This is a genomic window from Zhongshania sp. (assembly GCF_029212375.1).
In the GTDB taxonomy this organism is placed as follows: domain Bacteria; phylum Pseudomonadota; class Gammaproteobacteria; order Pseudomonadales; family Spongiibacteraceae; genus Spongiibacter.
In genome coordinates, this window is the sequence record NZ_JARGNU010000002.1 from 377,438 (window position 1) to 401,531 (window position 24,094).

Sequence of the window (24,094 nt, forward strand, 5' to 3'; positions counted from 1 at the left end):
GTACTTGGGAGTGATTGCGTGTGACCTATAAAAATAATGCCTTATTCGATGCCTCGCTAATGCTTGGCCGCGCAGTAACAAGCGTGTCGCCGTGGGTGCCCAGTGTAGGGCCAATGCGGGCTAAAGATATTAAAAAGTCTTGGCTACAAAAACAACTTGCCAGTGGTATTGCTGGTGCAGAGCTATTGTCGACGTCACTTGTTGGTGGCGACTTTGGTACCACTGACCGTCAGCGCTTGGGTCTGGAGTGGAATGAGCTTGGTAAACGGGCCGGATTGCCCAGTATGGTTTTTGTTAAGTCGACGCCTAAAACGACAAGCAGTCGACTTATGGTTGGACCGCTCAAAATGGCGTCGAACGAGGTGCAGTTTTATCGCACGGCGCGGCATTTTCTCGGCGATGAGGCGCCAAAGGTTTACGCTTCAAATATTGGTTTGGGGGCGCGCTTTTTATTGGTGCTAGAGGATTTGTCCGAGCGAGGTTGTCAGACCTTTAGCTTGGCTGACGAGGCGCCGTTGTCGCATTTGCGCGGCATGATGATTGCGTTAGCAAGCTTGCACGCGGCATTTTGGGAGTCGCCAAAACTTGATAATGAGTTGGCTTGGCTCGATAGGGAGCGTTCTCGGCCGGGTTTTAAAATGATGATGGCGGTTCATCGGCGCTTTCGGCAGCGCTTTATTAACGGCAAAGAAGTGGCCGCCAAGTCAGTTAGCGAGTTGGCGGGGGTATTGACCGAGTATGAAGACGAGGTTGTCGGCGTGCGCGAGCGCGGGCCGCATACCTTGGTGCATGGCGATACCCATCTTGGTAATACTTATATTCTGAACGATGGCCGCAGTGGTTTGCTGGATTGGCAGATCGCACATCGAGGTCAGGGCCTGCGCGAAGTTGCCTATTTTCTGGGGACTGGGGCGCCAATTGAACTGCGGCGTCAGCACGAGAAAGATTTATTAGCCCTCTACATTGAGACGCTGCGCGAGAAGGGCGTGGTTGTTGATATAGATTTAGATGAAGCCTTTGATATTTATCGTTTCTGGTTGGCTTATGGCTGGGATGCGGTTCAGTTAACACGGAACTGGGAAGGCTTGCAGAGTAGAGAAAGTATGGATCGCAGCTGGGAGCGTATTAACGCTGCGGTTGAGGATTTAGATGTTGCCGCGGCAGTTAAGCTACTTGTGAAACGCTAAGTGATGCTGGCCTATAATTAACATACATTAATAAATCCTAATACACTGTTGTATTTGATATTGATTTTCACCTATATTGAAGCGGACAGGTCGTAAGCAGTTGCGGCTACCCTAAAGCACAATAATCGCTCGGAAGGTCAGTTTATGTTCCCTTTTAAATCGAAATCACCAAGCGTGGCGCCACCGCATATTGCCGCTGGCCTTATTTATGATTTCGATATTTTTAGTGACTCGGCCCGTGGCGGCGATGTTCATGCTAGTCATAAAGCCTTGCACAACAGTGCGCCAGATATTTTTTATACGCCCCGCAATGGCGGTCACTGGATTGCGACGCGAATGGAAGATGTTCGCGAAATCATGCTCAGTCCAGAGTTGTTTTCGAGCAGTAAGGCGCCGTTTTCCCCCGATGTTGCCAAGCTCGGTTTGTCATTGCCGCCGCAAGATATGGATCGCCCTGATCACGCCCATTACCGAATGTTATTGATGAAATTTCTGTCGCCGCAAAAGGTAGTGCAGTTAGAGAGTCAGATTCGTGAGCTGGCGATTGGCTTGATCGAGGATGTTAAGCCCAAGGGGGCTTGTGAGTTTATGTCGGCGGTGTCGGTGCCGATTCCGGTTAAAACCTTTATGGGCTTGATGCACATGGATCAGTCGCGCTACGAGGAGTTCGTTAGGTGGGCAAATGGCATTTTGGCTTCGGACACCATGCTAAAGCGCCTGCCGCCCTTTGTGCGCATGCGTTTTTACCTTAAATCATTAATCCGACAGCGAGTTAAAAGCCCATCTGACGACCCCATTAGTATCTTGTTGGCCTCTGAGGTGGGTGGTGAAAAACTCAGTCACAAGCGTGTGTTGGAAATGTGCAATCTGCTATTTCTGGCGGGGTTAGATACAGTCACCAATGCCATGACTTTTTCGATTCGGCACTTGGCTGAAAATCCTGAATTTCAGCAGCAACTTCGGGATAAGCCCGAGTTAATTCCCAGTGCGATTGAAGAGTTGTTGCGACGTTATTCGTTTCCAAATATTCCGCGCCGCGTGGCGTGCGACATGGAATTTAAGGGCGTGCAGATGCGTGCTGGCGATCGAATTATCTGCAGCCTAGCGGCGGCAAATAACGATGACCGCGCTTTGGAAAACCCTAGTTTAGTGGATTTAGAACGTCCCAAATTTCGTCACATGGCCTTTAATGGTGGCCCCCATAATTGTGCAGGAGCGACCTTGGCGCGCTTGGAATTGCGGGTTTTCTTGGAAGAGTGGCTAGAGCGTATGCCCGCATTTTCTGTTGAAGAGGGATTTACGCCAAAAGTGCGCGGCGGTGCTGTAATGGCAATGGAAAGTTTGCAGCTACGTTGGTAGCAATTAGCAAAAATTATTAAGAACAATTATTACGTAAAAATATTGGTCGATACATTTATCTATCCCGGCCACACCCTATCTGAGGAGAAGAATTATGAGTTTTAGTGGAAAAGTTGCAGTTATTACCGGTGCCGCTCAGGGTATGGGCGCCGCTTATGCACGACTACTTAGTCAGCGTGACGTTGCCGTTGTAGTGGCTGATATTAACCTTGAGCTGGCGGAGTCGGTTGCGGCGAGTATTACCGCTACTGGCGGTAAGGCGGTTGCGGTGAAGGTTGACGTAGGCTCACCTGAATCCTGTAAGGAGTGTATTGCTGCGGCAGTGAAGGCCTTCGGTCAGCTAAACTTTTTGGTTAACAATGCGGGCTTGTTAAGCGCTGCGCTTATGCCGCCTTTGCAGGATCTTTCTATAGACGATTATCAGCGAGTGATGTCGGTCAATATGCACAGTGTTTTGTATATGACTCAGGCAGCAGTACCGGAGATGCGAAAGCAGGGCGGTGGCGCTATTGTGAATACCTCGTCTATCGGCAGCTGGCAGGCGACGGGTATTTATTCAGTTTCTAAAGCGGGCGTGAATACGCTTTCGGTAAACTTGGCGCATTCCCTCGCCGCCGACAATATTCGCGTTAACGCGATTGCACCCGGTACGGTCGACACTGAAGGCATGAAGCCAATTATGTCGGTAGAGCAAATGGCGCAGTGGGCAAAAATGTCTGGTCAAGCGACAGGTCAAGTGGCCGGCCCAGAGCTAATCGCCCAAGTTGGCGTATTCCTGCTCAGTGATGAGGCGGCCTTTGTGAATGGCCAAGTCTTCCCCGTCGATGGCGGCACCGTCATTCGGATTTAAGCGACGCATTTAAAGAGACAATGTTATGACTATCGAATTTGATTCAACCTGCCCCAAGGGCAGCTTGCTAATTGGCGACAAAGTAATTGAAAAAGCCTCTGGCGGTGTGTACACCCATATCAATCCAGCCACCGGTTTGGCCCAGGCAGAGATTCCGCTGGCTGGTGTAAGCGAAACTGAACACGCAGTTGCTACGGCTAAAGCTGCATTTGAGATTTGGCGACGGATGCCGGGCCGTGAGCGCGCGGTATTACTTGGACGATTGGCTGATCTCATTAAAGCGAATGCGAGTGAGTTTCAGCGTTTGGCTGTGCTAGAGGGTGGAACGCCCTTTAGTGTTGCTGCCGGTGGTGCAGGCTTGGCTGAAGAGTGGACCCGCTACTATGCAGGCTGGGCTGACAAAATTGACGGCCAGGTGGTTAGCAGCTACCCGAGTGACGAATTTATTTACACCCTGCCTGAGCCCTATGGCGTTATTGGTATTGTAGTGACTTGGAATGGTCCGCTTATTAGTTTGGGCATGAAAGTTATTCCCGCCTTAGCGGCGGGTAATACGGTTGTGGTTAAGCCGGCAGAGCAAACTCCTTTTGTTGCAGCGCTGTTTGGCCAATTGGCCCTGCAAGCCGGTATTCCACCAGGCGTTATTAATATTTTGCCGGGCGCGGTTGAGTCTGCCCAGGCCTTGATTGCCCACCCAGATGTACAGAAAGTCAGTTTTACCGGAGGTCCAGTTACCGCGCGCAAGATACTGCATCAGTGTGCCGAACTACTTAAACCGTCGGTGATGGAGTTGGGCGGCAAGTCGGCCAATATTGTTTTTGCGGATGCCGATCTTGATGTTGCTGCCCAGCATGCAGCTATGATGAGCGTAGGCTTATTGAGCGGCCAGGGTTGTGAATTGCCCACGCGATTGCTAGTGCAAGATAGCGTTTATGATGAAATGGTCGAGAAAGTTGTCGCAATAGCGAAAGCCCTGCCGATTGGTGATCCGCGTGACCCTAATACCTTTATTGGTCCAGTAATTAACGAAGAGGCCTGTGACCGTATCTTGGCCATGGTTGAGCGCGCAAAGTTGGCGGGGGCTGGACGCCTAGTATTGGGTGGCGAACGTTTAGGTGGCGATCTGGCCAAGGGCTTCTTTGTCTCGCCGACGATTTTTGCCGATGTTGATCCGCAAAGTGAAATTGCCCAGCAAGAGGTGTTTGGCCCAGTATTGGTAATACAGAAGTTCAGTACCGAAGAAGAGGTTATTGAAATTGCCAATAGTACCCAGTATGGTCTTGGCGGTTATATTCAGACCAATGACCTTAAGCGAGCACACCGCTTAGCTGCAGAACTGCAAACTGGCTTTGTCCATATCAACGGCAGTCGTAATATTCCTGCCCATGCCCCGTTTGGCGGGCTCGGCTTGTCTGGCTTTGGTAAGGAAGGTGGCCGTCCAGGTCTGGATGAGTTTATTCGTTTAAAAACCGTTAGTTTGGCTCAATAAGGTAGACGCGTGACAAGACTTAGTCGAGAAGACAGCCGCAGTATCACACAGGAAAAGCTGAGAACCGCAGCCCTGCAAGAATTTGCACGTTGGGGTTTTGGCGGCGCGGCGATCGACAAAATTACCGAATCTGCGGGTTTTTCTCGAGGCGCTTTTTACGCCAACTATAAAAGCAAAGAGGACATCTTAATTGATGTCCTCAAGGCTTATAATAGTCGTGAAATTCAGGAGTGGCGTCAGTTTTTGGCCATGCCCGAAGATCTCGAAACGATACTTGAGTATATGCGCGGAAGTTTTGCACGCTATTTGGGGCAGGCCGACTGGGGTATGTTCGTTATTGAGGCTCAGCTCCACGCCAAGCGCAATAGGGACTTTGCTGCAAAGTATCGAGGCTATTTAAATGAGGTGAATGAGAGTGTTCGCCTAATGTTAAGCGCTTTATACAGCCGTGCAGGGGTTGCTGAACCGCCAAATTTTGGCGAGCTAGCGGTATTGCTCCGAGCCTTGGTTGTGGGATTGAGTCTTGATGTTGGCGATGACAGTGGTCTTAGTAACGCACCGGATCAGCTGATGTATTTTTTAAAAACAATCCTGCATCAGGCTTGAAGTTGGCAAGGAAAGTGTGCCTTTAGAATTTAAAATATCAGCCAATGCGTAAGATTTTAAGCGTTTTGTGGCTTAGCTAAAAACATAATAATTTATAATAGGTGCTGCGGATGATGATAGCGATGGCTTGTTATGGTCACGGATAGTTCTAGCCCCGCTGGCTTACGGCGCGAGCCAAAGCAAGAGCGCTCGCGGCGCATGGTTTTGGCTGTTGAACAGGCGGCGCGGAAAATTCTATTAGATGCCGGTAGCGACGCGCTGACGACAACTTCCTTAGAACTGGTGTCGGGTGTTCCTAAAGCCTCTATCTATCAGTATTTTCCCAGCCTAGATGCAGTCAAAGCAGAAGTGTTTCGACATGAGATTAAACAGCATTTTGAAGATTGGTCTGCACGATTAGAATCTAAGTGGAACACAATGGGCCTTGCTGAGGGTTTGGCAATGATTGTTGATTCTACGATTAAGCTGCAGTCTGCGCTTATCGATCTCGATGCAGGCTTTTATCAGTCTCACAGCGGCTATTTCGGTGTTTGGACGGCTTACGACAGTTACTCAGACCAGCATGATGCGGGTGCAGACTTATTAAAGGAATTTTTTGCGCGCCACTATCCGACGATGACAGCCGCAGACCTAGATTTGCGTGCCCAGGCGATGGGACGAGCGGTTGAACAGACTTCCTATCATATTTTGCGAGACAATCCAGATTATCGACATCAGCCGCTGTTGCGTGAACTGTTACTGTCGATGGCACTGAGCTTTTTTTTGCCCAGCCTTATTTGATTTTTGCCCAGCAATGTTTAAAAAGCTGGACAGCGCCCGACGATCGCTTGCGTAATTTTTAATAAATCATATAAATAATAATAGCTTACGTTATGTAAATAGATATTTATAATCCGACCCAGATCAACTTTCCCGTCACGTCTATAGCTGAGACTATAACTCTTGTGTTAATGACAATAATCATAGGTATACACAGTGATAGAATTTCATTGGTCGAATAATAATTCTCATGCGGAGCTAATCAATACCAACACGTCTCATATAGGGACGCCAGGTGAAGTCTGTGCTGGTGGCGAGGGCTTATTTTGGCAAGATGGTCGCTGTTTGCCCGATGGGATAATAGACCCGCCATTAAGTTGGCTATTGAATTACGCAATACCAGCTTTGGCAATATTGGTTTTAATTATTTTGATTCGCGACAGTATCAAAAAGGGTGAACTCACTTGGTGGGTGTTGATGTGCGTAGCTAGCGCATCAACATTTTGGTTAGAGACCTTCGGCGACTGGGGCCAGCATTTACTTTACAGCCCAAATTTTTATCACTATGGACTCGATCTCCCGTATACGGCGCCACACAATCCGTTGTGGATGCCTTTTATGTATGCGGTGTATTGGGTGTTACATACTTGGGCAATATTGCGCCTTGCACAGGTTTATCAAGCTCGGAATCCTAAGGCGAGTCTGGGTAAGGCAATTATTATGTTTACCGTGCCGCTTACCTTTGTATGGAATATTTTGGTTGAGGGTACCGCTGCTTATATGGGCTGGTGGACCTATGACCCACCAATCGGACCCTACCTAGATATGGGCCGAGGTAACTTTCCATTAATGTGGCCAATGCTGACGATGTTTGTGTGGCCAAATTTAATTTCATGGCTAGTTGGCGCGCCAGATGAGAAGGGGCTGAACCGCTTAGAGGCGTTATCGGGGTTAGCGCGTTATAACAATATTCGGATAAGTGGCGACGGTGCGACAGCAGAGATAGGTGTGGTTTTTCCCTACGTCCGCGCTTTGGCTTGGGTGCTCATATTTAACATTACTTTTGTCGGTTGCCTAATTATTCCACTGTTAAGTGTAAGGTTGCTTACGGGCTGGAATAGTTTCTTCATGCCGTAGAGCATGATCGGTATCAAGATTTACTAATGGGATTGTAATTATGTACGCGGAAAATAAAATAAAATGGTATCTCGGTAGAAATAGTGTATTGATATTCCTTGCTAGTGTTCTATGTAATGCGTCATTTGCTGAATTAGAAAAATCAAAATACGCGCTAGAAGAAGTTGTAGTTACGGCCCAGAAACGCTCTGAAAATGTTAATGATGTACCAATCGCTATTAATGCATTTTCTGGTGATGCGCTGGAAAGGGCCGGCGTGAAATCGATGGCTGACCTTGCGATTAAAACACCAGGGCTAGTTTACGACACTTTAGTAAATTATGCCGTTATATTTATTCGTGGTGTCGGTACAGATGCATTTATTCCCTCTGCAGATTTAAGTGTGGCGCCTTATATTGACGGTGTTTATTTTCCTATTTCCTTTGGCTTGGCGCGTTCATTAGGCGAGGTTGAGCGTGTTGAAGTATTGAAAGGGCCACAAGGAACGCTATTTGGTCGCAACTCAACTGGGGGAGCAATTAGTATTACCACAAGGCAGCCTAGTGATACGTTTACGGTTAAAGCATCGTCAAGCTATGAGCGTTTCAATGAAAGTAATAGTCGTCTTTATGCGAGTGGTCCACTTACTGATGCACTTTCTGCAAGTGCTGCCGTTATCTATAACACGCGAGATGATTATTACGATCCGGTAGCGGGTTTGTCTTACGACGAACTACAACCGTATAAAGAACAAGGGGTAAACGTGAGTGCTCGCTGGTTGCCGGCGGAATGGTTTGACGCGCGTTTATCTGGCTATTATTTTAAGTCTGAGGGTGTTGGTACGTCGCTACTCGCCTGCCTTCAGCCCTCCGCTTTGGGTGCGGTTTTGGGTATGTCCTGCGCTGCTGATTACAAGACAAATACTAACTTAGACAATACAGCCTTTAGTGAATTAAAGGCCGGCGCGTTAACGCTGCAGTTTTTCCCTGGTTCTTTTGATGTTAAATCAATAACGTCTTACCAAGACACCAATGGTCAGTCTCTAGTAGATTTCGACGGTTCGAATGCTAATCTAGTTGAGTTTGGTGGCGACGGGACAAAAAAGGAAAATCAACCACAATTGTTTGGCGAAATTTTCTCGCAAGAGCTGCAGTTTATTTCCAATGGCGATTCACCTTGGAGCGAGCAATTAGAGTGGATTTTTGGACTCTACTATCTCGACAGTACGGTGGGTTACGACCCAGTAGGATTTGCAGTGGCCGGCTTGAATAATGGGTTATCTGGCCTTGTAGACGGCGGCGTGCCATTGCCCGTAGACCTCTCGGCAATATCCCCACTGCTAGATGTTGTCGGTGCTCTACTATCCCCATTAGATGAAGCTGCCCAAGCCTCAGTGCTTGTTACTGGTTCGTTAGATACCATTGCGCAGGCGGCGTATACCCAAGCTACTTGGAGTCCTCTGTCGTGGTTGGATGTCACCGCGGGTGGTAGATTTCAGCGTGAGAAGCGTCGGGTGTATGACACGGATCTGGCGGTTCGAACGCGAACTCTGGGGCAGCTTTCTGAAAGCAATTTGCTCAGTTACGCCAGTGAAGAGTTTGAAGAAACAAATTTTTCTCCCAAGCTTAGCGTGTCCGTTATCCCCAGTGAGGGCCAATTACTGTACGCGTCTTTTCAGAAAGCGTTTAAAAGCGGCAGCTACAATATTGTTAATCTGACGCAATCGCCGAGCTTTATTCGGCCTGAAACAGTAAGTGCGCTTGAACTTGGTGTTAAGTCTTCGTTGTTTGAACGACGATTGCAGGTAAATGCGGCTATTTTCCAAACCGAAATAGAAGATTTACAATCTCAGTTCGTATCGCTGTTATCAGGTGGGGTTGTGCAATTTCAGAATGCCGAGCAAGCAACTGTACAGGGTGGCGATATCGATGTTCAATGGGCCGCGAGCGAAGCGTGGCTTATTACTTTTGGCGCCAGCTATTTGCATGGCCGCTATGATAAGTTTGAAAATGCCGTTGGTTACACGGCTCCAAGTAACGGTTATGCTGGATTATATAGCCCAGATCAAAATTACAGCGGCAATACGATAGTGCGTAACCCAGAAGTGAGCGCAAGTTTTGGCCTTAATTGGCATCATGCAGTACCCGCCGGTGAAATTAATGTTAGTGCTGATTATTATTTCAATGACGGTTTCTACTATGACGCAGCTAACCAGCTTGAGCAGGAGGCATACACAATGCTAAATGCGAGGGTAACTTACTCACATACGCGCTCAAATATCGACGTGTCGCTATTTGGCAGTAATTTGGAAGACACTCGATATTATATTTATCAGTTCCAAACTGATTTTGGCGTGGTTGGAAAATTGGCGCAACCCGTTAGTTATGGTGTTAGCTTGAAATGGGAGTTTGACTCGGCAGATTAAGACGTCGCGATATTTTTTGATTTTAGAATATTTATGGCGCCGTTGTAACGATATCGAACAGACGTAATTTCGCCATAAAAATTATAGCTTATAATGATGACTGTACACCACAATAATTGCATGAATATACGTTACTAGGTTTAATTTATTTAAAATATGTACGTAAATTATTGTTACGAACAAAGCTTGGAATGTACGAGTCGTGCGGAACACAACAAATACATATCGGTGTCTTGTATAAAATAACCTAGGCTATTGGTCTGGGTTATTTTATACCTGAATTTGGCTGTGCCAAATTAACGGAGGGTGGCGCTGGTCAACTCAAAAATTGTACGCGTTCAATAAACCGATTTTTTAGTTTCCGAAGAATCGTCTCGCATCGGCGTAAGTAGGTAAGTGAGCGGTCATCCCGCCGTCGGCCCGAATCACCTGCCCAGTCAAATATCTTGCCTCGTCGGATGCAAGAAATGCGACGATATTTGCGATGTCTTCTGGCTCCCCTAAAAAGGGTGTCAGGGCCGAGTCTTCATTGAGTTTAATTAACTCCTCGGGAATGGCAGCTTTAAGTAGTGGTGTTAGGATCATGGAAGGGGCCACTGAGTTGCAGCGAATGCCCTCTCTGCCAAAGGCGGTGGCAACGTACTCGGTTAACATATTGATCGCCGCCTTTGCTACGCCGTAGCAGGGCATTTTGTTAAATGCGGAGACGCCGTACTGGGATGAAGTATTGATGATACTGCCACCGCCGCGCTTGACCATTTCTTTGACTGCATAGCGGCAACCCAACATGGTGCCACGCAAAGTAATTGCCATCGTGGTATCCCATAGCGCTAGAGGCATATCAACAATGTCGGTATCTGCGGCCACTGATTCTGCAGAGGCATAGGCGGCATTATTGTGGAGAATATCTAATCCCCCGAAAATTTCCACCGCCAGCGCAACTGCGGCGGCTACACTCGCTTCGTCACCGATGTCACAAATTCCCGCGCTAGCGGTGCCCCCAGCCTCGCGGATCTCGCTGACGACCTTCTCGGCAGCTTCCTTATTAATATCTGTTACTAATACGCTTGCGCCGCATTCTGCTAGCTTGCGAGCACAGGCACGACCAATACCGGACCCTGCTCCGGTTACCAATGCAACTTTGTTTTCTAATGAGAATGACATTGTAAACTCCTGACTTCGCTGATTATTATTAGCCGAAAGGCGCTGCACCTTTAGACACTCGTACGCTATTAGGGAAGGGTGCGCCTATGGCGCGTGGCTGGCCGTGAACCTCAACCGCAATTGATGCATGTGCTAACGCGAGGATGAGTTTGGCGAGCTTCTGAATTTGTTCAGGCATCTCAGTAAGTGGGTGTTTTGCTATTTCGGCCATCGCAACGTCGCTGACTGCCAATACGGCTTCGTAAAATTCAATTATTTGTTCTTGTGTTGATGTGCACCGCGCTTCCATGCGCGCTTGGCTTGTATCTTTCGCCCATTTATCAACAAAACGTTCCAGCGAGGCGAACCCATGAGGTAGCACTGATTGTAGGTTTTTACTCATTTAATCGCCTCCCGTACCGTGTCTGAATTAACCCACTTGATAATGCGCGAGGTAGAGTAGCGAATACCTACTTCACTATCTTGTAGCTGAATGTGCTTTTTTCCGCCATTTTTAATGCCGCGCTGGGTTCGCTTTACATTTACAAGGTCTTCTAAAACCACTTCGGCAACTCTGGCAACGTACATTTCTTGTTGAAAGCGTTGTTTAAAATCTTGTGCTTCGGTCACATAAAAACGTACTTCGTATTTTGTGCGGCTGGCACTTAACGGCCAAAAGTGATGAACCCAAAAGCCTCCTGGCCCCCAGTCGATTTGAACGTGGGGGAATACTTGGTTAACGTCCATTGACCAGTCGGCAGATTTTGTCGGGTTGATCGCTGGGTGAGCTAAAAATGCCTCTGTATCCTTAAGCGCCGCAGCAGAGATAACGCTGCCGGTGTCACCGGCAGCAAGTTGCTCTGCGCGGTTGTTCGGATTGGGCTTAAGCCCGCTGTTTCCAAACATGGAAACCTGTTGATGAGTTCCTAGGGGAGTTGAATTTAGAAGCCGAGCATGGGGATTAATTTGGTTTGAAAATGTTTCGGCTATGGTCTTAGGATGAATAGAGGGAATATGGTAGCTCTCTAAAAATGCATCAACCACCACCTTCCAGTTTGCCTCTAAATCTGCTTCTACAACGATAGGACTAGAGGCGCCTAGGTAGTTAACGCCTGAAATATATTCTTTAAGAGGTGCTATATACTCATCCAGACTTATTTCTGGTTGTTCGGCCATGTTAACAAAAACAAACCCTTCCCAGACTTCGGTGGCAACACGAGTCAGGCCACAATCTTTTTTGTTGAAGAAGAAATTTTGCTCATCGGGTGCTGATTTAAGGTCACCATCGGTGTCATAAGACCACTTGTGATATGGACACACAAACAAACGTCGGCGCCCCTCGCTCTCGGTAACAATTTGACTGCCACGGTGTGAGCAGGTGTTGTAGAAGCCTTGCACCTTGCCCTTGGGGTTGCGAGTGATGATGATGGATGTGTCTAACGTGTGAATCGCTTTTAGAACAAAACAACCGGGCTCAGGCAACTCTTCTTCCCGTGCAACCAGCAACCACGCTCGGCGAAAAATTTTTTCTTTTTCTTGTTCAAAGAATGCCTCGCTATAGTATGGCTCAAGAGGTATAGGGGATGTTGATAACCCTGCGTCTTCTGTAAAAGTGCCGCGCGACTGAAACGCCGCCTCGCCTGTGTTGCTATTCATATTTATGCTCCCGCCATTTTATTCTAAGAAATACTTCCGTTCGCGCAGTTGTTGTTGGATGTATTATGATTCGCCGAGTAGCTTTTCCCAAACTGGGGCAAATGTTTGGAAGTCAAAGTACTCATCAATTCGAATAATTTTTCCACCCTCAACTTTGATTACCATGCAAGCGTGTAGCGCTGGCATTTCGGTGCCGTCATTAAATCGACCTTTTAAACAATGCTGCTGAACGACGCCGCCCTCAATAGCATGGCGCTGAATACTGTGGTATCCCAGCTCTGCGCTAATTGTGAATAATTTCGCTAGCAGGGCGCAATTCTCTTCTTTTGTCTGAGCTTGGCCGGTTGCAGAATGCCAAACAACAACCTTGTCGTCGTAGATGTTGCGCAGGCGATTAATGTCGCGGCCAGCAATTGCCATTCCGAGTTCGTCGATCACTACGTCTAGTTTATTCGTCATTGGAACTACCTCTTACGCGTTATTGTTATCACTAGAAATATCATTGTGTTCTTCGTTTTCGCACTTGCCGAATGACGATGCCCCGAGCGGGTAGTGCAGGGGGAGGTACGTCACTTCGTTAGCGCGGCTACATTACAATAGCCAACGCTATTAGGAGCACGGCGCGGCTTAGCTTACATAGCGCAGTAAATATTCGTTGGTCTATTAGATTTAATTACTTAGGGTGTATTGAGGGCTTGATACAAAAATCACCTTAAGTTATTGCGACTGCTTAGCGTCGCCGTATGCCCCGTATATTTATTGCTTCTTAACTATTTGATTAGCCTATCACCACGTTTACCACTCGGTCAATATCTGTATTGTAATGTGCGGTCGCAAATATTGGCTAGCGCATTTCGTTCATTAATCGGTCAACACCATAATCGGTGAGTGCACTGGCAAGTCACGTTGTTATGGTTGTTCGGGCAGCTTGTTAAAGCGCGCTAATTTGGGGGTTACTGTAAGTGAGTGGGACGTTGAGTGGCAACGGCCTCCGCTAGGTAGGTCATTACTCGGCCGGTCTTCAGCTATAGCGGCTTGGCGCATTCGGTATGAGGTTTTATCTGTGCTCAAGCCTAGTGCTAGGAAATAAATGCCACTACCAATTCTTGAGTGGGATTCCTCCGCTGTTCGCAATAATCGAATAATAAGTCAGTTGTTATGCCCGAAATTTTGGCGCTAGCGACTCGCCCAGGATGACACCCATCACGCTTGGTTAATAATTCCGGCCTACTTCAGTGGAGCTGCATTCTAAAGCGATTATTCTCAACTTTGTTAACACCCTGCGCTGCCGGAAAACTCTTAGAAACTCCGTGGTGAGCTTAGCGCAGGGGTAAGGCGGTTTTGTAGCGCACTTGCTTTAAGGCGAAACTCGAACGAATTTTCTCTATTTCTGGCATTGGCGATAAGTTTTCAACAATAAAGCGTTCTAGTGATTCCATGTCGGTCATGGCCAAGCGTATTAGATAGTCTGCGTCGCCGGTCATAAGGTAGCACTCCATTACTTCGTCATAGGCGCAAACCCGCGCTTCAAAATCTTTGAGCGCTTGCCGGCTTTGTGCTTTAAGGCTAATGAAAACGAATACATTGAGGCGTAAGTCGAGTTGTTGTGGGTCTAATAAGGCCACGTACTGGCGAATGGTGCCCTCAGCTTCAAGTCGCTTTACGCGGGTTAGGCAGGGCGAGGGCGACAAATTGACTTTTTTGGCTAGCTCAGTGTTGGCCAGTTTGCCGTTGTTCTGTAGTTCACGCAAAATTTTGCGATCGATGTTGTCTAATTTCATATAGAAGCTCTTCATGCTGTTAAATTATTATCTTGCGGCATATTGTGCCGTTTTGATCGTTTAATTGCAGCTAATGCGGTGAAAAAAACTGCCTTGTATCCACTACCATAGTTGTCAGGATGAACTGACGATATGGCGGATGAAATGAACAGTATTACCCAGCCTGAGCATAGCGATTTTGACCCAATTGAACTGACTGAATGGCGTGAAGCGTTTGTGGGGCTTGTGGCGCGCGGTGGCTCCGAGCGCGCGCGGCAGGTACTTGATGCCATTACGGCCATGGCTCGCGACCCTGCTATAGGCTGGCAACCAGCGCGGGGTACGCCTTATGTGAATACGGTAGTGGTTGATCAGCAGCCGGTATTTCCAGGCGACCTTGCCGTTGAAGAAAAGCTTGTGTCGATTATGCGTTGGAATGCGCTGGCAATGGTGGCGCGGGCCAATAAGGCCTACGGCGAATTGGGCGGCCATATTGCCAGCTACGCCAGTGCCGCTGATTTGTTTGAGGTTGGCTTTAACCACTTTTTTCACGCTCGCACAGATACCGTTGGTGGCGACCTTGTGTTCTACCAGCCGCATTCCGCGCCGGGTGTGTATGCCCGAGCATTTTTGGAAGGCCGCCTAGAAGAAGCCGATCTTGCCCATTACCGGCAAGAGGTTGGCGCCGGTCCAAGCGGCACTCGGGGTTTGTGCAGCTACCCTCATCCATGGCTAATGCCCGATTTTTGGCAATTTCCAACGGGGTCTATGGGGATCGGCCCGATCAGTTCAATCTACCAAGCGCGATTTATGCGCTACCTAATGCATCGCGGCTTGCTGGATACGACAGAGCGCAAAGTTTGGGGGGTATTTGGCGATGGCGAAATGGACGAACCCGAGAGTATGTCGGCGCTAACACTTGCCGCAAGGGAAGGTCTCGATAATTTGGTTTGGGTGGTTAATTGCAATTTGCAGCGCCTCGATGGGCCCGTTCGCGGTAATGGCCGTATTATTGACGAGCTCGAAGCCTTGTTCACCGGTGCTGGCTGGAACGTAATAAAATTAGTTTGGGGCTCGGATTGGGACGGCTTATTTGCCCGCGATAAAGACGGCGCCTTGGTCGATGCCTTTTCACACACTGTGGACGGTCAGTTTCAGACCTTTGCGGCAAAAGATGGACGTTATAATCGTGATCATTTCTTTGGTCAAAATGAAGCACTGGCAAAATTGGCGCAAGGCCTAAGCGACGAACAAATTGATCGCCTCAAGCGTGGCGGTCACGATTTAGTGAAAATATATGCCGCCTACGACGCGGCCGTGCGCCACAGTGGTAAGCCGACCGTTATTCTTGCCCAGACTAAAAAAGGCTTTGGCATGGGCGAGGCAGGCCAAGGCAAGATGACGACCCATCAACAGAAAAAACTAGATCGCGAGGCCTTAATCGATTTTCGCAATCGTTCTAACCTGCCGTTGTCCGACGACGATGCAGCGAACTTAAGTTTTTACAAGCCCGAGAAAAACAGCCCCGAAATGCGCTATTTGCACGAGCATCGTCAAATACTTGGCGGCTATATGCCGAGCCGTATTTCTGTTGCCGACCCTGTGGCGGTGCCCGCGCTATCAGTTTACGGCGGCTTTGCGCTGCAGGCAGATGGCAAAGAAATGTCTACCACCATGGCCTTTGTGCGCATGATGACCAATTTGTTAAAAGACAAGCAGCTTGGCAAGCGCGTGGTGCCTATTGTGGCCGATGAAGCCCGCACCTTTGGTATGGCGAATCTCTTTAAGCAGGTAGGCATTTATTCCAGTGCAGGGCAGTGCTATGAACCGGAGGATATCGGTTCTATTCTCAGTTATCGCGAAGCAAAGGATGGCCAGATTCTTGAAGAAGGTATTAGCGAAGCTGGGGCAATCAGCTCGTGGGTGGCTGCGGCCACCAGCTATTCGGTGCATGGTATCCGAATGCTACCGTTTTATATTTACTAACCCGTGGTGCATTTAGGAAGGAGGTAAGTTACTCACCCTCATAAAGAGGTTATCATTAGTTTACGAGAAAAATGGTAACGAGATGAGTAACTTACACAGCGTTTATAGCAAAATTCTGTCTCTTTTGCACGAAATTGAGCCAGCCGATAATTTTTTGAATCAAATCAGAACACCTAAGCTAAGCGATAAGGAGCTACTCGCGCTCAGTCTTGCAGCTGAAACACTGGGCATTGATTCAGAACACTTTTTGTTCAAACAGCTGCCTGCGTGCATCAATGGGAAAATTGAGCGCTCCGTTTATAACAGAAGAGCGCGAAGGTTGAGTTTTAAATTAGAAGAAATCAGAAGCGCTATTGTCACGCGATTAGATGTTGATAACGATATAAATATTGTCGATAGCATGCCATTGGAAGTGTGTAAAATGAGTCGATCTAATCGCAGTAAAATTTGCCAAGAATTTGAATCTAGCTCGCCAGATTTTGGTTTTTGTGCAGCACAAAATATGCGCTACTTTGGCTATAAGTTACACGCGGTTTGCTCACCGAGTGGCGTGTTAAAAATGTACGATATATCAAAGGCTTCGGTTCATGACATCCATTACCTAAACGATATTGAAGGCCAGTTAAACAATTGTGTTTTGATTGGCGATAAAGGGTATTTGAGCAGAGTTTGGCAAGCAGATTTATTTTCATCAAGTTGTATCAATTTGCAAACACCGATGCGAAAGAACCAGAAAGAGTTTAGAGACTTTCCGGCTAAATATCGTAAAGCCAGAAAGCGGATCGAAACATTGTTTTCACAACTTTGTGACCAGTTCATGATACGGCGGAATTATGCAAAATCGTTCAAGGGTATTTCGCGCAGAATTGTGACAAAGATAGCGTCCCTCACATTAATTCAATGGTTCAACCAACGTGAAGGGAATAAATTAAACAACCTGAAAGTGGTCATTTCCTAAATGCACCACGGGTATTTACTACTCAATGTTTGGGTTTCAGCGTATTGGCGATCTCATTTGGGCGGCAGCCGATCAGCGCGCCCGTGGCTTTTTAATGGGCGCCACTGCGGGCAAAACAACCTTGGGCGGCGAAGGCTTGCAGCACCAAGATGGCCACAGCCACTTAATTGCGTCAACAGTGCCAAATTGCCGCGCTTACGATCCCGCTTTTGCGGGTGAACTCGCTGTTATTTTGGATCACGGCACTCGCCGTATGATGGAAGAAGACGAAGATGTTTTTTATTACATCACCGTGATGAATGAAAATTACGCACAGCCGAGTTTGCCTGCTGGAGTTGAGGATGCCGTACTTAAGGGTATGTACCGCTATGCGCTGCAAGATGTTGACGACGCGCAAGGTAAAGTTCGTCTGTTAGGGGCCGGAACCATCTTATTGGAAGTGATCGCCGCCGGGCAGTTGCTTGCCGACGATTGGCAAATTGAAAGTGAGGTTTGGAGCGTAACCAGTTTTACTGAGTTAGCACGTGAGGCGCAGGGCATTGAGCGCAGCAACCGTCTTCATCCCCAAGACACTCAGCGCCGAAGCTATGTAACTGAGTGTTTGCGCGGTGAAGCGCCGGTGATTGTAGCCACCGATTATGTGCGTGCTCTGCCACAGATGATTGCTTCTTACATTGAGCCTAGCTACACGGTATTGGGAACTGATGGTTTTGGTCGCAGTGATACCCGCGCCGCGCTGCGTGGTTTCTTCGAAGTTGATCGCTACCATATAGTGTTGTCGGCATTGCACACTTTGGTACAGCGCGGTGATATTGCGGCAGATGTTTGTGCGCAGGCCATTGCTCGCTATGGCATTGATGTTGATGCCTCGCCGTCGTGGGAGGTGTGATATGAGTAATGTGCTGGAAGTGAAAGTGCCGGATATTGGTGGCACTGCGAATGTGGAAGTTATTGAAGTGCTGGTGAAGGTTGGCGATACAGTTGCGGTCGATCAAGGCCTCATTACACTGGAAACAGATAAAGCAACCATGGAAATTCCCTCGCCGCAGGCGGGGGTGATTAAAGAGCTAAAGGTTTGCGAGGGTGACACCGTTAGCGAAGGGAGTTTAATTGTGGTGTTGGACGCCGCGTCGACCGAGCTCACAGTTTCTGCGCAGGAGAACGTCGAGGCTCGCGTAGCGAAAATAGAGAACGCTGACGCGGCGCCTATTTCTGCGGTTACAGCGCTAAGGGCGACCGCAAGCGCTGTGGCACCCACGCCCACACCCGCAAAACTAGCAACTTCGCCATCGCAACTTGCCGAAACAAATTTGCTCTACGCATCGCCATCGGTTCGCGCACTGGCAAGGGAACTTGGTGTCGATTTAAGCCAAGTGCAGGGCAGTGCAAGTAAGGGCCGAATTACCCTCGCCGATGTGCAAAGCTTTGTGAAATCACAGCTCAGCGCCATCGCTTCGGGTGGGCCGGTGGTTGGCAGCGGCGCGCTTGCCAATATCTTGCCGTGGCCGCAGGTGGACTTTGCCAAGTTTGGCCCAGTCGAGCGTCGGCCGCTGTCGCGCATTCGCAAGATCAGCGGCGCAAATTTGCATCGTAACTGGGTGAGTATTCCGCATGTTACCAATCACGAAGATGCAGATATCACTGAGCTTGAAGCTTTTCGCGTGCAGCTTAATAAAGAGCAGGAAAAAGCCAAAACCGGCACCAAGGTGACTCTGCTTGCACTGCTTATTAAGACTTGTGTGGCGGCGCTTAAACAGTTCCCAGATTTTAATGCTAGCCTCGACGGCGACGACCTCATTTTAAAGAGTTATTACCATATTGGCTTTGCTGCCGACACCCCCAACGGTTTGGTGGTGCCGGTAATCCGCGACGCTGACAAAAAGGGCATTTTGGAGATTGCCGCCGAAATGAGCGCCTTGTCGGCAAAGGCCCGCGACGGCAAGTTGAGCGCGGCGGAAATGAGTGGCGGTTGTTTCTCTATCTCTTCGCTGGGTGGCATTGGCGGCACCTATTTTACCCCCATAATTAATGCCCCCGAAGTGGCCATTTTAGGCGTGTCTAAATCCCGTTATCAAATGATTTGGAACGGTCGCGAGGCCGAACCGCGGTTGATATTACCGCTCAGTCTTAGCTGGGATCACCGCGCGGTTGATGGCGCCATGGCGGGGCGCTTTAACGCGTATCTCGCTGCGGTATTAGCTGATTTTCGCCGAGTTTTGTTATAGGGAATTGCACAATGATAGAAATTAGAGTCCCCGATATTGGTGGCGCCAACGGCGTTGAGGTCATTGAGATATTGGTGAGTATGGGCGATCACGTTGAGGCTGAGCAGGGCTTAATTACCCTAGAAACCGACAAGGCGACTATGGAAATTCCCTCACCTAGGGCTGGGGTAGTTGGCGAACTCACCGTAAAGATAGGTGATAAAGTCAGCGCAGGCGCCTTGATTGCGGTACTAAAAAATTCAGTGCAAGCTGAGGCCGCCCAAACAATCGCCACTAAGACATCTGCGCCTGATCTAGTACCGCAAACAGGATCTGGCGCTTCGATTCGCTCTAGTCAAGCTGATGAAATTTGGTGTGATGTTCTAGTATTAGGTGCTGGCCCTGGTGGTTACTCCGCAGCGTTTCGCGCTGCCGACCTTGGCGCTAAGGTGGTTATGGTTGAGCGCTACGCAAGCTTGGGTGGGGTATGCCTAAACGTTGGTTGCATTCCCTCAAAGGCGTTGTTGCATGTTGCCGCGGTGATGGACGAGACCAAACATTTTGCAGGCGTTGGCGTGAACTTCGCTGCACCAGCGGTGGACCTAACCAAATTGCGCAGCCACAAAGAAGCGGTTGTGGGTAAGCTAACCGGCGGCCTAGCTGCTATGGCTAATATGCGTGGTGTTAGCGTGCTCAATGGAAACGCATATTTCATTGATAGTCAGCGGCTGCAAGTGAACGATGGTGAGAAAGGGCGGGTGGTGCATTTTAAGCGCGCAATTATCGCTGCTGGTTCTCAAGCGCAGCGGCTGCCGTTTTTACCTGATGATCCGCGTATTATCGATTCGACAGGGGCGCTTGAATTGCCCTTGGTGCCCAAGCGCATGCTTATAATTGGTGGCGGTATTATTGGCCTTGAAATGGCCACGGTTTACGCTGCTCTTGGCGCGCGTATTGATGTTGTCGAAATGATTGATAGCCTGATACCTAGCGCAGATCGTGACTTAGTGAACGTGTGGCAAAAATACAATAGCGCCCGCTTCGATAAGCTTATGCTCGGCACTCGCACCGTTAGTGCAGAGGCTACGAGTCAAGGTATTCGCGTAGCGTTTGCCGGCGCCAATGCCCCAAGTGAACCGCAAATGTACGACTTGGTGCTTGAGGCCGTGGGGCGTGAGCCCAATGGTAAACGCATCGGTGCCGAGCACGCTGGCGTCGCCGTTGACGAGCGCGGCTTTATTTCGGTGGATCGGCAAATGCGAACCAATGTGCCGCATATATTTGCGGTCGGCGATATCGTTGGTCAGCCCATGTTGGCGCACAAAGCCGTACACGAAGCCCACGTCGCTGCTGAAGTGGCAGTGGGTGAGCTGATTGCCGATGCGCGGTTGACGCGCGCGGCATTTGAGCCCCGTGTAATTCCCAGCGTTGCGTACACCAACCCAGAAATTGCGTGGGTGGGCCTAAGCGAAGCCCAGGCGAAAGCAGAGAATCGCCAGTATAAGAAAGGTCTCTTCCCCTGGCGAGCGTCGGGACGCGCCATTGCTAATGGCCGTGACGAGGGTTTTACCAAGCTGCTGTTCGATGCTGAAACCGGTCAAATTGTGGGTGGTGGCATTGTTGGCACTGGTGCGGGTGACCTTATTAGCGAAGTGGCTTTGGCGATAGAAATGGGTGCGGACCAAGTGGATATTGCTAAAACCATTCACCCGCATCCAACCTTGGGTGAAAGTGTTGGTCTAGCGGCGGAAGCGGCACACGGAATCTGTACCGACCTTCCTCCTGTAAGGCATTAAGGCCAAACGCTTTTCGGTTAATACTATTTCTATCCTGTCATTTACAGCGCAATGAATGCGTAACCGAGATTTGTCAGGGCTGTCTGTGGTCACTAATATGCCCATGCGTAAAGGACTCAGCCCTGCAATCACTGGCTCAACTCTGGAATATCGACGTACTGTTGCAAGGCGTCGGGATTTGCGAGTGATTCTGTATTTTTTACAGCGCGGCCATGAATGGTATCGCGCACCGCAATTTCCACGTTTTTGCCACTGATAGTGCGCGGGATGTCGGTAACCTGGATGACTTTGGCGGGAACATGCCGCGGCGTGGTATTGCGGCGTATTTCAATTTTTATTTTCTGATTAAGATTGTCGTCAAGTTTTAGGCCGTCTCGCAGCACTACAAACAAGATCACTCTCACGTCGCCTTGCCATTCTTGCCCCACGCAAACGCTATCGAGAATTTCGTCGAAGGGTTCAATTTGGCGATATATTTCAGCGGTGCCTATACGCACGCCGCCGGGGTTTAGCACCGCATCACTGCGGCCATAAATAACAAAGCCATCCTCAGCTGTTTGCTCACCAAAATCGCCCTGCGCCCAGACATTAGCAAATCGGTCAAAATAAGATTTACGATAGCGCTGTTTGTTGTCGTCATCCCAAAAGTAAATTGGTCGCGACGGAAACGCGTACTTACAGACCAGTTCACCCTTCTGCTCAACGATAGGATTAGCTTGGTCATCCCATATTTCTACCGCCATTCCCAAACCTTTGCACTGCAACTGGCCCGCATAAACCGGCAGCGTGTAAGTGGCTTCAATGAAAGCAGATATTATGTCGGTGCCGCCACAAATGGAGCCCAAGCACAGTTCTGATTTGAGGTCGCGATACACGTATTCATAGCTCTCGCGTGCGAGTGGCGAGCCGGTAGACAGTATCATTCGCAAACTTTCTAATGAATGCGAATTGCGGGGTTTTAAATTGGCTTTTTCAATGGCGCTGAGATATTTAGCGCTAACGCCAAATACACTAATGCTTTCTTCATCAATAAGATTGATCAGTCGATCGGCTTCAGGAAAAAATGGCGAGCCGTCATACAGCACAACTTTACAGCCCGTAAGCAGCGCGCTGGCCAATATATTCCACATCGTCCAGCCGGTTGTGGTGAAGTAGAAAAAGCTGTCCTTGCGGTCAACATCATAATGCAGGACGTATTCCTTAAGGTGTTGTATTAAGGTGCCACCAGCACCGTGTACGATGCATTTTGGCTTGCCAGTTGTGCCCGACGAATAGAGTATGTAGAGCGGGTGGTCAAAAGGCAGCTGGGCGAACACGAGCGGCGATTTTGATAATTGACTAAAGCTGCTAACGCTGTAGCTTGCGTAGGCGCGCGTCTCATCTGGAAAGTCGACATCGCGGGTATAGATAACCGTTGTGACCGACGGCAAAGCATCGGCTACTGATTTGATCTTGTCGAGACAAGCGTGGACTTTGCCATTATATTGATACTCGTTGCAGCCAATGAGAACCTTTGGCTGGGTTTGGCTAAAGCGGTCGAGAATGCCGTCTTTACCAAAATCAGGAGAACAGCAGGTCCAAACTGCGCCAAGGCTACTGCTGGCGAGCATGGCCACAACAGCCTCTTGCGTATTGGCTAAAATGCCGCCAACGCGGTCGCCGCTGCGAACGCCAACGTGGCGCAAGCCGGCCGCGAAGGCTTTAACCTGTTCATAAAGTTCAGCGTAGGTAATAGTTTGGCGCTGCCCGTCCTCAGTAATTGCGACAAGGGCCAAGCGATTATCATTATAGCGAAGCACATTTTCTGCAAAATTAAGTTTTGCGCCGTCAAACCACGTAGCCTCCCAAATAGCCCTAGTTTCATCCAACGCATATTCAGGTTGTGAGCTTGCTATAACCCCGCAGTAACGCCACACGGCCAGCCAAAACTCACTAATGTTTTCAATGGTCCATTGATGTAGCGCATTATAATCTGGGAAGTTTAATCCGGTTTGAGCGGCCAGTGCAGTTTGAAATTTAGCTAAGTGACTGCTTTTTATTTGGCTGGGGGACGGACGCCATAATAAGAGGCTCTTTTCGGTGCTCATGTATTTGCCCTGCGGTAATAGTATAAATAGCTGATTGCAGATCGAATTTTTTAGCGTTTAAAAATAACGGCAACTTCACGCTGAATGATTTTCCAATCCTGATCTTCTTGTTGGAAAACGTCGCTTACATCGCAGACAAAGTTTTCGTCGGGAAGGGCATGACCTAACTGACCTCGATAAACGTTGTATATGTAATCCAACCTAAAGCAATTGGCATCTGTAGACGTAATCCGAAGATTGCTAATTAAATGCCTAGTCAATAATTTTTCATTGTCTTGGCGTTGCTGAAAAAAAGATCGAATAGCGCTTAAACCTTCAATTACCCCCTGATTTGGGGCGTGGCCAGAGAATTGTAATGTGCTTTTTTCTGCAAAATAGTCCGCCGCTCGGCTCGCGTTGCCACTGTCGATGTGGCGGGCGATTTCTGTGATTTTTGACTGCAAATCAGCTACCGGCATATTCATTTTATTAGCCCTGTTATTTTATAAAAATTGCCATGGGGTCGCTTTTAATTCCCAGCGCCGATGGCGAGAATTACATAAACTTACCATGTGGTCAATAATGTTGTGATCTTATTCTGCATAACTGTGTTCATTGCGTGAAATTTCAGGTGTCTTAGGTACTGCTTTGCGCATACTTTGGGTATTACATGGCGTGGAGTTGGCCATAGACTTTGCCAGTAGTTTGATCGTGGCCGCTAGGCCGCGCACTTG

Annotated in this window: 20 protein-coding genes; 13 read left to right on the forward strand and 7 right to left on the reverse strand. The window is 48.7% G+C overall.

Translation table 11 applies throughout. The features are described 5' to 3' along the window. Window positions 1–20 precede the first annotated feature (20 nt). The 8 genes from P1U47_RS03725 (at window position 21) to P1U47_RS03760 (ending at window position 9,791) form a co-directional block, all read left to right on the forward strand. The gene (locus P1U47_RS03725; protein ID WP_301027229.1) at window positions 21–1,187 is read left to right on the forward strand and encodes a phosphotransferase; all 1,167 of its coding nucleotides are present in this window, start codon (window positions 21–23) and stop codon (window positions 1,185–1,187) included. Between the two features lie 144 nt (window positions 1,188–1,331). Then, window positions 1,332–2,546 carry a cytochrome P450 gene (locus tag P1U47_RS03730; protein ID WP_301027230.1) on the forward strand — a complete coding sequence of 405 codons (1,215 nt, stop codon included), beginning with the start codon at window positions 1,332–1,334 and terminating at the stop codon, window positions 2,544–2,546. Window positions 2,547–2,640: 94 nt separating this feature from the next. Beyond that, window positions 2,641–3,396, forward strand: a complete 756-nt coding sequence (locus P1U47_RS03735; protein WP_301027231.1) for a glucose 1-dehydrogenase — start codon at window positions 2,641–2,643, stop codon at window positions 3,394–3,396. A 25-nt stretch (window positions 3,397–3,421) separates the two neighbouring features. Beyond that, window positions 3,422–4,885, forward strand: coding sequence for an aldehyde dehydrogenase family protein (locus tag P1U47_RS03740; RefSeq protein WP_301027232.1), 1,464 nt, complete (start codon window positions 3,422–3,424; stop codon window positions 4,883–4,885). A 9-nt stretch (window positions 4,886–4,894) separates the two neighbouring features. Then, the gene (locus P1U47_RS03745; protein WP_301027233.1) at window positions 4,895–5,491 is read left to right on the forward strand and encodes a TetR/AcrR family transcriptional regulator; all 597 of its coding nucleotides are present in this window, start codon (window positions 4,895–4,897) and stop codon (window positions 5,489–5,491) included. A gap of 132 nt (window positions 5,492–5,623) precedes the next feature. After that, complete coding sequence (locus P1U47_RS03750) at window positions 5,624–6,271, forward strand: TetR/AcrR family transcriptional regulator (protein ID WP_301027234.1); 648 nt, start codon at window positions 5,624–5,626, stop codon at window positions 6,269–6,271. Between the two features lie 195 nt (window positions 6,272–6,466). Then, the gene (locus P1U47_RS03755; protein ID WP_301027235.1) at window positions 6,467–7,387 is read left to right on the forward strand and encodes a hypothetical protein; all 921 of its coding nucleotides are present in this window, start codon (window positions 6,467–6,469) and stop codon (window positions 7,385–7,387) included. Window positions 7,388–7,427: 40 nt separating this feature from the next. Continuing rightward, window positions 7,428–9,791, forward strand: a complete 2,364-nt coding sequence (locus P1U47_RS03760) for a TonB-dependent receptor (RefSeq protein ID WP_301027236.1) — start codon at window positions 7,428–7,430, stop codon at window positions 9,789–9,791. 354 nt (window positions 9,792–10,145) lie between these two features. On the opposite strand, the gene P1U47_RS03765 is transcribed toward P1U47_RS03760, so the two are convergent. From P1U47_RS03765 to P1U47_RS03785, 5 genes are all read right to left on the reverse strand, one after another. Beyond that, window positions 10,146–10,955, reverse strand: coding sequence for an SDR family oxidoreductase (locus P1U47_RS03765; RefSeq protein WP_301027237.1), 810 nt, complete (start codon window positions 10,953–10,955; stop codon window positions 10,146–10,148). Window positions 10,956–10,983: 28 nt separating this feature from the next. Further along, window positions 10,984–11,337, reverse strand: a complete 354-nt coding sequence (locus P1U47_RS03770) for a hypothetical protein (protein WP_301027238.1) — start codon at window positions 11,335–11,337, stop codon at window positions 10,984–10,986. Beyond that, window positions 11,334–12,590 (reverse strand): SRPBCC family protein, encoded by a 1,257-nt coding sequence (locus P1U47_RS03775; RefSeq protein WP_301027239.1) that lies wholly within the window; start codon window positions 12,588–12,590, stop codon window positions 11,334–11,336. The genes P1U47_RS03770 and P1U47_RS03775 overlap by 4 nt, the downstream gene beginning before the upstream one ends. Window positions 12,591–12,653: 63 nt before the next feature. Further along, window positions 12,654–13,049 carry a nuclear transport factor 2 family protein gene (locus P1U47_RS03780; protein WP_301027240.1) on the reverse strand — a complete coding sequence of 132 codons (396 nt, stop codon included), beginning with the start codon at window positions 13,047–13,049 and terminating at the stop codon, window positions 12,654–12,656. Between the two features lie 860 nt (window positions 13,050–13,909). After that, window positions 13,910–14,371, reverse strand: a complete 462-nt coding sequence (locus P1U47_RS03785) for an Lrp/AsnC family transcriptional regulator (RefSeq protein WP_301027241.1) — start codon at window positions 14,369–14,371, stop codon at window positions 13,910–13,912. A 144-nt stretch (window positions 14,372–14,515) separates the two neighbouring features. Here P1U47_RS03785 and aceE point away from each other — a divergent pair, with 144 nt between their 5' ends. The 5 genes from aceE (at window position 14,516) to lpdA (ending at window position 21,294) form a co-directional block, all read left to right on the forward strand. Beyond that, a complete protein-coding gene (gene aceE / locus P1U47_RS03790) occupies window positions 14,516–16,336 on the forward strand; it encodes a pyruvate dehydrogenase (acetyl-transferring), homodimeric type (protein WP_301027242.1) in 1,821 nt (606 codons plus the stop codon). Window positions 16,337–16,418: 82 nt separating this feature from the next. Then, window positions 16,419–17,294: an IS982 family transposase gene (locus P1U47_RS03795; protein ID WP_301027243.1), complete on the forward strand. Its 876-nt coding sequence runs from the start codon at window positions 16,419–16,421 to the stop codon at window positions 17,292–17,294. A gap of 25 nt (window positions 17,295–17,319) precedes the next feature. Further along, on the forward strand, window positions 17,320–18,183 hold the full coding sequence (locus P1U47_RS03800) for a hypothetical protein (protein ID WP_301027244.1): 864 nt from the start codon (window positions 17,320–17,322) through the stop codon (window positions 18,181–18,183). Between the two features lies 1 nt (window position 18,184). After that, complete coding sequence (aceF, locus tag P1U47_RS03805; protein WP_301027245.1) at window positions 18,185–19,519, forward strand: dihydrolipoyllysine-residue acetyltransferase; 1,335 nt, start codon at window positions 18,185–18,187, stop codon at window positions 19,517–19,519. 11 nt (window positions 19,520–19,530) lie between these two features. Further along, the gene (lpdA, locus tag P1U47_RS03810; RefSeq protein WP_301027246.1) at window positions 19,531–21,294 is read left to right on the forward strand and encodes a dihydrolipoyl dehydrogenase; all 1,764 of its coding nucleotides are present in this window, start codon (window positions 19,531–19,533) and stop codon (window positions 21,292–21,294) included. Window positions 21,295–21,422: 128 nt separating this feature from the next. Here lpdA and P1U47_RS03815 read toward each other — a convergent pair whose 3' ends face one another. Both P1U47_RS03815 and P1U47_RS03820 read right to left on the reverse strand, forming a co-directional pair. Beyond that, complete coding sequence (locus tag P1U47_RS03815; protein WP_301027247.1) at window positions 21,423–23,381, reverse strand: acetoacetate--CoA ligase; 1,959 nt, start codon at window positions 23,379–23,381, stop codon at window positions 21,423–21,425. A gap of 50 nt (window positions 23,382–23,431) precedes the next feature. Beyond that, complete coding sequence (locus P1U47_RS03820) at window positions 23,432–23,845, reverse strand: nuclear transport factor 2 family protein (protein WP_301027248.1); 414 nt, start codon at window positions 23,843–23,845, stop codon at window positions 23,432–23,434. Between the last annotated feature and the right edge of the window lie 249 nt (window positions 23,846–24,094).

What these genes read in the sequence shown, in the direction of transcription:
- P1U47_RS03800 (WP_301027244.1), top strand. Translation starts at nt 17,320, where the DNA reads ATGTTTGGGTTTCAGCGTATTGGCGATCTCATTTGGGCGGCAGCCGAT.
- P1U47_RS03750 (WP_301027234.1), top strand. Translation starts at nt 5,624, where the DNA reads ATGGTCACGGATAGTTCTAGCCCCGCTGGCTTACGGCGCGAGCCAAAG.
- P1U47_RS03735 (WP_301027231.1), top strand. Translation starts at nt 2,641, where the DNA reads ATGAGTTTTAGTGGAAAAGTTGCAGTTATTACCGGTGCCGCTCAGGGT.
- P1U47_RS03815 (WP_301027247.1), bottom strand. Translation starts at nt 23,381, where the DNA reads ATGAGCACCGAAAAGAGCCTCTTATTATGGCGTCCGTCCCCCAGCCAA.
- P1U47_RS03820 (WP_301027248.1), bottom strand. Translation starts at nt 23,845, where the DNA reads ATGAATATGCCGGTAGCTGATTTGCAGTCAAAAATCACAGAAATCGCC.
- aceE (WP_301027242.1), top strand. Translation starts at nt 14,516, where the DNA reads ATGAACAGTATTACCCAGCCTGAGCATAGCGATTTTGACCCAATTGAA.
- P1U47_RS03730 (WP_301027230.1), top strand. Translation starts at nt 1,332, where the DNA reads ATGTTCCCTTTTAAATCGAAATCACCAAGCGTGGCGCCACCGCATATT.
- P1U47_RS03760 (WP_301027236.1), top strand. Translation starts at nt 7,428, where the DNA reads ATGTACGCGGAAAATAAAATAAAATGGTATCTCGGTAGAAATAGTGTA.
- P1U47_RS03775 (WP_301027239.1), bottom strand. Translation starts at nt 12,590, where the DNA reads ATGAATAGCAACACAGGCGAGGCGGCGTTTCAGTCGCGCGGCACTTTT.
- P1U47_RS03740 (WP_301027232.1), top strand. Translation starts at nt 3,422, where the DNA reads ATGACTATCGAATTTGATTCAACCTGCCCCAAGGGCAGCTTGCTAATT.
- P1U47_RS03770 (WP_301027238.1), bottom strand. Translation starts at nt 11,337, where the DNA reads ATGAGTAAAAACCTACAATCAGTGCTACCTCATGGGTTCGCCTCGCTG.
- lpdA (WP_301027246.1), top strand. Translation starts at nt 19,531, where the DNA reads ATGATAGAAATTAGAGTCCCCGATATTGGTGGCGCCAACGGCGTTGAG.
- aceF (WP_301027245.1), top strand. Translation starts at nt 18,185, where the DNA reads ATGAGTAATGTGCTGGAAGTGAAAGTGCCGGATATTGGTGGCACTGCG.
- P1U47_RS03795 (WP_301027243.1), top strand. Translation starts at nt 16,419, where the DNA reads ATGAGTAACTTACACAGCGTTTATAGCAAAATTCTGTCTCTTTTGCAC.
- P1U47_RS03780 (WP_301027240.1), bottom strand. Translation starts at nt 13,049, where the DNA reads ATGACGAATAAACTAGACGTAGTGATCGACGAACTCGGAATGGCAATT.
- P1U47_RS03765 (WP_301027237.1), bottom strand. Translation starts at nt 10,955, where the DNA reads ATGTCATTCTCATTAGAAAACAAAGTTGCATTGGTAACCGGAGCAGGG.
- P1U47_RS03785 (WP_301027241.1), bottom strand. Translation starts at nt 14,371, where the DNA reads ATGAAATTAGACAACATCGATCGCAAAATTTTGCGTGAACTACAGAAC.